The 6,374-nt window shown below is 63.9% G+C and carries 10 protein-coding genes; 6 read left to right on the plus strand and 4 right to left on the minus strand.

The genetic code is table 11. The annotated features are described in order from the left end of the window. Positions 1-3 precede the first annotated feature (3 nt). The 5 genes from NOV72_RS29330 to NOV72_RS29350 are packed head-to-tail and all read left to right on the plus strand — an operon-like array spanning position 4 to position 4,006. Positions 4-903 (plus strand): dihydroorotate dehydrogenase electron transfer subunit, encoded by a 900-nt coding sequence (locus NOV72_RS29330; RefSeq protein ID WP_245933204.1) that lies wholly within the window; start codon positions 4-6, stop codon positions 901-903. Continuing rightward, positions 897-1,835 (plus strand): dihydroorotate dehydrogenase, encoded by a 939-nt coding sequence (locus NOV72_RS29335; protein WP_106858027.1) that lies wholly within the window; start codon positions 897-899, stop codon positions 1,833-1,835. Before NOV72_RS29330 ends, NOV72_RS29335 begins: the two co-directional genes overlap by 7 nt. Further along, a complete protein-coding gene (locus NOV72_RS29340) occupies positions 1,832-2,203 on the plus strand; it encodes a non-heme iron oxygenase ferredoxin subunit (RefSeq protein WP_106858028.1) in 372 nt (123 codons plus the stop codon). The genes NOV72_RS29335 and NOV72_RS29340 overlap by 4 nt, the downstream gene beginning before the upstream one ends. Further along, a complete protein-coding gene (locus NOV72_RS29345) occupies positions 2,200-3,267 on the plus strand; it encodes an asparaginase (RefSeq protein WP_106858029.1) in 1,068 nt (355 codons plus the stop codon). Before NOV72_RS29340 ends, NOV72_RS29345 begins: the two co-directional genes overlap by 4 nt. 25 nt (positions 3,268-3,292) lie before the next feature. Continuing rightward, on the plus strand, positions 3,293-4,006 hold the full coding sequence (locus NOV72_RS29350; RefSeq protein ID WP_106858030.1) for a hypothetical protein: 714 nt from the start codon (positions 3,293-3,295) through the stop codon (positions 4,004-4,006). A gap of 49 nt (positions 4,007-4,055) precedes the next feature. On the opposite strand, the gene NOV72_RS32470 is transcribed toward NOV72_RS29350, so the two are convergent. From NOV72_RS32470 to NOV72_RS29365, 3 genes are read right to left on the minus strand one after another with little or no spacing between them, the layout of a single operon-like run. Further along, positions 4,056-4,202 carry a hypothetical protein gene (locus tag NOV72_RS32470; RefSeq protein ID WP_181291187.1) on the minus strand — a complete coding sequence of 49 codons (147 nt, stop codon included), beginning with the start codon at positions 4,200-4,202 and terminating at the stop codon, positions 4,056-4,058. Between the two features lie 20 nt (positions 4,203-4,222). Next, complete coding sequence (locus NOV72_RS29360; protein ID WP_181291188.1) at positions 4,223-4,381, minus strand: hypothetical protein; 159 nt, start codon at positions 4,379-4,381, stop codon at positions 4,223-4,225. A 34-nt stretch (positions 4,382-4,415) separates the two neighbouring features. After that, the gene (locus tag NOV72_RS29365) at positions 4,416-4,808 is read right to left on the minus strand and encodes a tautomerase family protein (RefSeq protein ID WP_106858031.1); all 393 of its coding nucleotides are present in this window, start codon (positions 4,806-4,808) and stop codon (positions 4,416-4,418) included. Between the two features lie 105 nt (positions 4,809-4,913). On the opposite strand from NOV72_RS29365, the gene NOV72_RS29370 reads away from it, so the two are divergent. Further along, positions 4,914-5,804, plus strand: coding sequence for a LysR family transcriptional regulator (locus tag NOV72_RS29370; protein ID WP_106858032.1), 891 nt, complete (start codon positions 4,914-4,916; stop codon positions 5,802-5,804). Positions 5,805-6,186: 382 nt separating this feature from the next. Here NOV72_RS29370 and NOV72_RS29375 read toward each other — a convergent pair. Continuing rightward, positions 6,187-6,374 (minus strand): integrase core domain-containing protein (locus NOV72_RS29375; protein ID WP_146150062.1); only part of this gene is annotated, 188 nt, incomplete at its 5' end.

Here is a 6,374-nt window from a genome sequence, read left to right on the forward strand (position 1 = left end):
ACGATGACGATCCCCACTACCGACTCGCGCGCGGCAACGGTGTTCCCGTTGTGCGACGGCGCTCACGCGGCCGCGACGTGCGCGGCTGCGCCCTCCATTGCGGAGAACGCGTGCCTCGTGCGCTCCAACGACTGGGTCAACGCCGAGTACAAGCATCTGGTGCTGACGGCGCCCGACCTCGCGCTGACCGCGCGCGCCGGACAGTTCTTCCATCTGGCATGCCCGGCCTCGAACGATGACACGCCCTATCTGCGCAGGCCGATGAGCATCTATTGCGTGAATGCCGGCGACCAGCGCATCGAGTTTCTCTACAAGGTGCAGGGCGCGGGTACACGCGGCCTCGCGCAACTGGGGCCGGGCGACACGCTCGATGCGCTGGGACCGCTCGGCAAGGGCTTCACCTTGCCCGCGAATGCAAACGATGCGCACGTCCTGCTGCTCGCGCGCGGCGTGGGCCTCGCGACGATGGCGCCACTCGCAAGTGAAGCCATCGCGACGGGCGCGCATGTGACCGCCGTGCTGAGCGCGCGCACGCCCGCGCTGATGATGTCCGCCGACACGTTGCATGAAACGGGCGCGACCGTCGTCATGGTGACCGACGACGAGCAGACCAGCGATGTCGTGCAGGTCGAGCGCCTGATCCGCGGCATCCACGCAGGCCGGCCGATCACCTTCGCGACGACATGCGGCTCGAACCGCCTGCTCGCGATGCTGCAACGGCTGGCCGCGCAACTCGGCATTCCCGGCGAGGTCGCGCTCGAACAACGCATGGGATGCGGCATCGGCGCGTGCTACGCCTGCGTGCGCCCCTTTCGCAAGCATGCGCAATCCGACGAGCTGAGCTACCGGCGCGTGTGCTGGGACGGCCCCGTCTTCGATCTTCAGGAAACGACATCATGGTAGATCTCAGCGTCAGGATCGGCTCGCTCACGCTGGCCAATCCGGTGATGCCCGCATCGGGCACGTTCGCCGAGGGCACGGCGCAGGTCTTCGACCTGAACTGCCTTGGCGCGATCGTCACCAAGACCATCACGCACGATGTGCGCGAAGGCGTGCCGCCCCCGCGCGTCGCCGAATTCCGCGATGCGACGCTGTTCTCGATCGGCATCCCGAGCAAGGGCAGCGATTACTACGTCAACGAGACCGTGCCGTATTACCGCAGGTTTGCGAGCCCGCTCGTCGCGAGCATTTCGGCCAACACGATCGAAGAGTTCGGCACGCTCGCCGCGAAAATCAGCGTGCCGGGCGTCGCCGCGATCGAGGCGAACGTGTCGTGCCCGAACCTCAAGAAGAACGGGCAGGCTTTCGGCATGGACCCGGAAGCGACCTATCAGGTCGTCAGGGCGATGAAGTCCGCGACCGGTTTGCCGGTGTGGCCGAAGATGACGCCCAACGCCGGCAACGTGGTCGAAGTCGCGCTCGCGGCGGAGCAAGCCGGCGCCGACGCGCTCGTCGTGAGCAACGCGATTCTGGCGATGGCGATCGACGTCGAAACCTTCCGGCCGCGCGTCGCCAACGTGATGGGCGGCCTGACCGGCGCGGCGACCAAGCCGATCATGCTGCGCATCGCGTATCAGTGCGTGCAGGCGGTGAAAATTCCGGTGATCGGCTGCGGCGGCATCGCGACCGCGGCGGACGCGCTCGAATTCCTGCTCGCCGGCTGCAGCGCGATTCAGGTGGGCACGGCGAATTTCGTGTCGCCGAACGCGATGCCGCGCATGGTCGACGAGCTCGACGCGTGGTGCAGGCGTCATGGCGTGACGAAGCTTGCCGACATCATCGGCGCGGTGCGCATGCATGAACCGGTCGATCTCAAGAAGAGGGTGGCGGTATGAACGCGATCTATGAAATCAGGCGGGCGGACACGGCCATGTACGCGCGCGACGCGGACGGCTGGCATGCGCTCGGCACGACCGATTCGCTGTTCGGCGAGCGCATGTGCAAGGGCATCGAACTCGAAGGCGTGAAGATCGGCCTGTTTCGCGTCGATGGCGAGATTCACGCGCTCGACGACATCTGCACGCATGGCGCGGCGCTCCTGAGCGACGGCGAATTCGAAGGGCACGAGGTGGAATGTCCGCTGCATGCCGGACTCGTCGATGTCCGCACGGGCCGCGCGCTCTCCGCGCCGGTCACGCGCGACACCCGGCATCATGAAACCCGCATCGAGGCGGACGTGCTGTATGTCCGGCTGCGCTCATGATGCACGCGCGCGTTCAGCCTGAGACGCGGCGTCCGCGCGTCGCCGTCATCGGCACGGGCGGCACGTTCGCGATGCATGGACGTCATCGCTTCGACTGGATCGAATACGCGGACAGCGGCGTGATTCATCCGATCGACGCGCTGCTGCAAAGTCTCGGCGAGCTTGCGCCCGATGCGGAGATCGTGCCGGTGCCGTTTCGCAGCCTGGGCAGCGTGGCCATCGGGCCGAACGACTGGCTCGAACTCGCGCGGCTGATACGCGACGCGGCCGCAGCCGATCCGTCGCTCACGGGCTTCGTCGTCACGCACGGCACGGCGACGCTCGAGGAGACCGCATGGTTTCTCGATCTCGCGTTGTCGCTCGACCAGCCTGTGGTGCTGACCGGCGCGCAGCGTCCCGCCAATACCGACGGCAGCGATGCCGCCGCGAACCTGCGCGGCGCGATGGCCGTCGCGAGCGATCCCCGGTCGCGCGGCGCGGGCGTGCTGGTGGTGATGGGCGGCGCGATCTTCGCGGCCCGCGACGTGACCAAGGCCGCGAGCTTCGAACTGGCCGCGTTCGAAGCACCGCCCTATGGACCGCTCGGCCGTGTCGATGCGGATGCGCGCGTGGTCTACCGTCGTCGCATGCCGGATAGCGAGGGCGCGTCGCGGGCGCGCTTCCGGAACGTCATCGATCATGCTGTCGCGTTGCCGCGCGTGGACATCTCGATGTCGTACGCCGGTGCGGACGGGGCGGCCATTCGCGGCTTCGTTCAGGCCGGCGCGCGCGGCATCGTGTGCGCGGGCCTGACGCCGGGGCGCGCGGCGTCGGGCGAACGCGCCGCGCTGCTGGAAGCCGTCGCGGCGGGCGTGGTGGTCGTGCAATCGACGCGTTCGCCGCGCGGACTCGTGCCGCGCCAACGCTTTCTCGCGGCAGACGGCCTGCTTGCCGGCGGCGACCTGTCGGCCCAAAAATTGCGCATCGCGCTGATGCTCCTGCTCGCCGCGCGCGATGCGCAAGCCGCGCAGGACGAAACCCGCATGAACGATGAGGCGATTCAGGCCTGCCTGCTCGATCTCTGACGCGTCCTTACTCTGTCATCCGACCATGCAATTTTCCTACCTCGTCACCTTCATTCATCCCGATGCGGACGCGCGCGTCAGCGAAGCAGACCGGCTGCGCGTGATCGCCGCGCTCGAAGCGACGCCCGCGATGAGCCGCATGCGTCTCTATACGCCCGCTGCCGCGGATGACTTCTACACCGATGACGGCCCGTCGCCGATCCTCGCATTCCAGCTCGACTTCGAACGTCTGTCGGATCTCGAAGCAGCCATCGCGCCGCAAGGGCATCTCCAGGCGCTTGCGCGGCTGGATCTGGGCAGTCTCAGGTTGAGCGCCGTCGAGCAGCAAGTGATGCTGCGCCGGCCCTTTCCCGTGCTCGATCCGACGCCGCACGTTCCGCAGGGCGCGTTGCCTTGCCAGTTCCTCGTGCACTATCCGGGGCGCGCCGAAAACTTCGATGAATGGCTTGGCTACTATCTGTCGCATCACCCGCAGATCATGAAGTTCTTCGACGGCGTGCGCGAGATCGAAATCTTCACGCGCGTGGACTGGGTCGATGCGATGCCGTGGAAGCGCGTGCACTACATGCAACGCAACCGGCTGATGTTCGACAGCCCCGACGCGATCACGCGGGCGATGAACTCTTCCGTGCGGCACGACATGCGGGCGGACTTCGAGCAGTTCCCGCCGTTCGAAGGCAGCAACATTCATCATCCGATGTGGGCCGATACCCGTTATCCGGAACAGGGATCATCGTAACGAAGATGGGATCGATGCCTCTTGCTCTTACGTGACGAAACCGAGCTGTTCACTGATCTTGTCGCGAAGCGAACTTCCCCGACTCGACATCCTCGTCACCAACATCCCGGCGCGACTCGCGGATGTCACGACTTCCGATCCGGACTTCGATTTCAACCAGGGCAAGAGATTCGGCGATGCGGTGCGTCGCTGCCATGAACTGGACGACCTCGGGCTTTAGCTGTATCCGCTGATGCCTTCGTTCGTTCTCAGCGTAATGGCGATGACCGGCCAGTCCGAGTAGCTGCCGACCCGCGACACGATCGGCCGCTTCAGTGGGATCAGCACGGGCTGTAATTCGAGCGAATGAAACGTCAACTGCGCCAGTGGCTTCATGTCTTCCTCCATGCGCTGCGAGCGCTGATCCAGGTTAGTCGGCGGGTGCGTACTGCATTTCCCCGTTGCCGAACGACCAGTTCTCGCGTGCGACCTCGACCAGGCTGATCCAGACATCTTCCTTTCGCAGACCCGTCTTCTTTGAAATGCCGTCGGCAACGGCGGCATAGAAGGCCTTCTTCACATCGATCGAACGGCCCGTGTTCCAGGTGATCTGGATGAAAACAATCGAAGGAGAGTAGGAGATGCCGAGATAGCCATCGGCCGGATAGACGAGTTCGCCAGCATCGTGGCGGGTAACGATCTGAAACTTGTCGTTGGCGGGGACACCGGCGATCGAGGTCATCGCCTCGTAGACGGTGTCGCTGACAGCCTGAGCGACGGCGGGTGGCGCGGCTTTCGAAAGATCGATTCGGACGAGTGGCATAGTGGCCTCAAAGGCGAGAGTGCGTGATAACGCCTATCAGGTTAGACTCAACGATCTCTTTCCAAAAGCGAATATTCGGACTGTCGAAAATGACGGAATGGAATAATGATCGATGAACTGAAATCCTTCGTGGCGGTGGTCGAGGAAACCTCTTTGACCCGTGCTGCGCAAAAGCTATGCGTCACGCAATCGGCGATATCGAAGCGCATGCAGCGGCTGGAAGATGTGTTGGGCGCGCCACTTCTCGACCGCAATTCCAAACCGCCGCGTGCAACCGCGCTTGCGCATCGTATCCACGAGCATGCCGTTCCGTTGCTCGCTTCTTTCGACCGGCTGATGAATGTGGCCCGTGAGGACGGTGATCCTTCGGGAAGGCTGCGCTTCGGTTTGCCGCAGGGTATCGCCGACATCGTCCTCTTCGACGCCCTGACCGCGCTCAAGGACGCATTTCCAGCACTCGAAGTGACGTTGAAATCGGACTGGAGTCCGTGCCTGCTTCGTCTGCTCGATGCAGGTGGACTGGATGCCGCCGCCATCTTGAGTCCGAAGGGCAGGCAACCTGCGGAGGCCTACGCGGGTCAACATGTTGCGACCATGGAACTCGTCGTCGTGCAGAGCAAAAGGCGTCCACTGGTTTCGAATCGTGCGACGCTCCCTGCGATTGCAGATGGCGGATGGATTCTGAACCCCGAAGGATGCGGCTATCGAGCGGCGCTGCAACACGCGATCCAGGCCGCCGGGTACGCGTTGCGCGTCAAGGCAGACACGCACGGCAGCGAGATGCAACTTCAGCTCATCGCTTCCGGCCTAGGATTGGGCCTGGTTCCGCGCAGTGTCCTTGCCCACAGCGTGTGGCAGCGGCGGCTCGAAGTCGTGAAGGTCGCACGCTTCGCGCCTCAACTCGATGTGTGGCTATTGCATGCGCCTCACCTCGGGAACCTCAGCCGGGCGATTGCGCACCTCGGAGACACGATGAAGTCTTCGTTCAGGTCTTAGGGCTTGCGGTAATCCTACGGCTGCAAGTATCTTCAATTAGCAAGCGGGGGCTCGGCAGCAGGTAGCGTCCTCTTTGATCACGAGGCCAAAAGGAGCCCTTGGGCGCATGGGTATGCGGTGGGGACGAGATGCATGTAGTCCAGGCCCAACGCCCGCCGGAAAATCGCAGCGGCACGTTATCGCGCTTGCTATGCCAGGCCAATCAGACGGCAATGTTTTGCGCTCTACCTGGACGATGCGCGATCGATCGCCGACACGAGGTGGGCGAGACGGTCAGTGCATGAGGAAATCCGCCTCTGGGTATACAGTTTAATGTACGTGTATCCATGGGAGGTGATCATGCACGGTAATCCCCCCGCTAATAACGCGGGTCGGAAGTAGACTATGCTGCGGCAGTGAGCCGCTGTTTTGGTGTCACGCCTCCGAGGCCCATGTTAGGGCGCTCGTGATTGTATTGCCACATCCATTCGGTCGCGAAGTGCTGCACGTGTGTGAGGTCATCCCAGTGGTATTGCGACAGCCATTCATACCGCACCGTCCGGTTGAACCGCTCCACATAGGCGTTCTGTT

Source organism: Caballeronia novacaledonica (genome assembly GCF_900258035.1).
GTDB lineage: Bacteria > Pseudomonadota > Gammaproteobacteria > Burkholderiales > Burkholderiaceae > Caballeronia > Caballeronia novacaledonica.